The organism is Shewanella sp. 10N.286.51.B7, assembly GCF_002873615.1.
Lineage (GTDB): Bacteria > Pseudomonadota > Gammaproteobacteria > Enterobacterales > Shewanellaceae > Shewanella > Shewanella electrodiphila.
Map to the genome: position 1 here is coordinate 1 of NZ_MCUF01000051.1, position 303 is coordinate 303.

1 protein-coding gene is annotated in these 303 nt (G+C 35.3%); it reads right to left on the reverse strand.

Annotation, left to right across the window (positions count from 1 at the left end; translation table 11 throughout):
- Nucleotides 1-63: 63 nt before the first annotated feature.
- Nucleotides 64-303 (reverse strand): NapC/NirT family cytochrome c (locus tag BCU84_RS14395; RefSeq protein WP_198589585.1); only part of this gene is annotated, 240 nt, incomplete at its 5' end.

Consider the following 303-nt stretch of genomic DNA (forward strand, 5'->3'; position numbering starts at 1 on the left):
AATGCTGGCCTTTTATTGTTAATTTAAAATCTAGTTAAGATAAAATTTAAACGTTAAATATAATTAAAAACCTTCTACGCCAGCCATGTCAGGTAATTGATGTGCAATACCTTTATGACAATCAATACAGGTTTTCTCACCACTGGCGAGTGAAGTTGAATGCATTTGTGATGCACGTTTAGATTGACGCGTAAAATCCATGTAGTCGAAGTTATGACAATTACGACACTCTAATGAATCATTCGCTTTTAATCTATTCCACTCATTCTCGGCCAGGTGACGACGTTTAGCTTCAAACTTTTC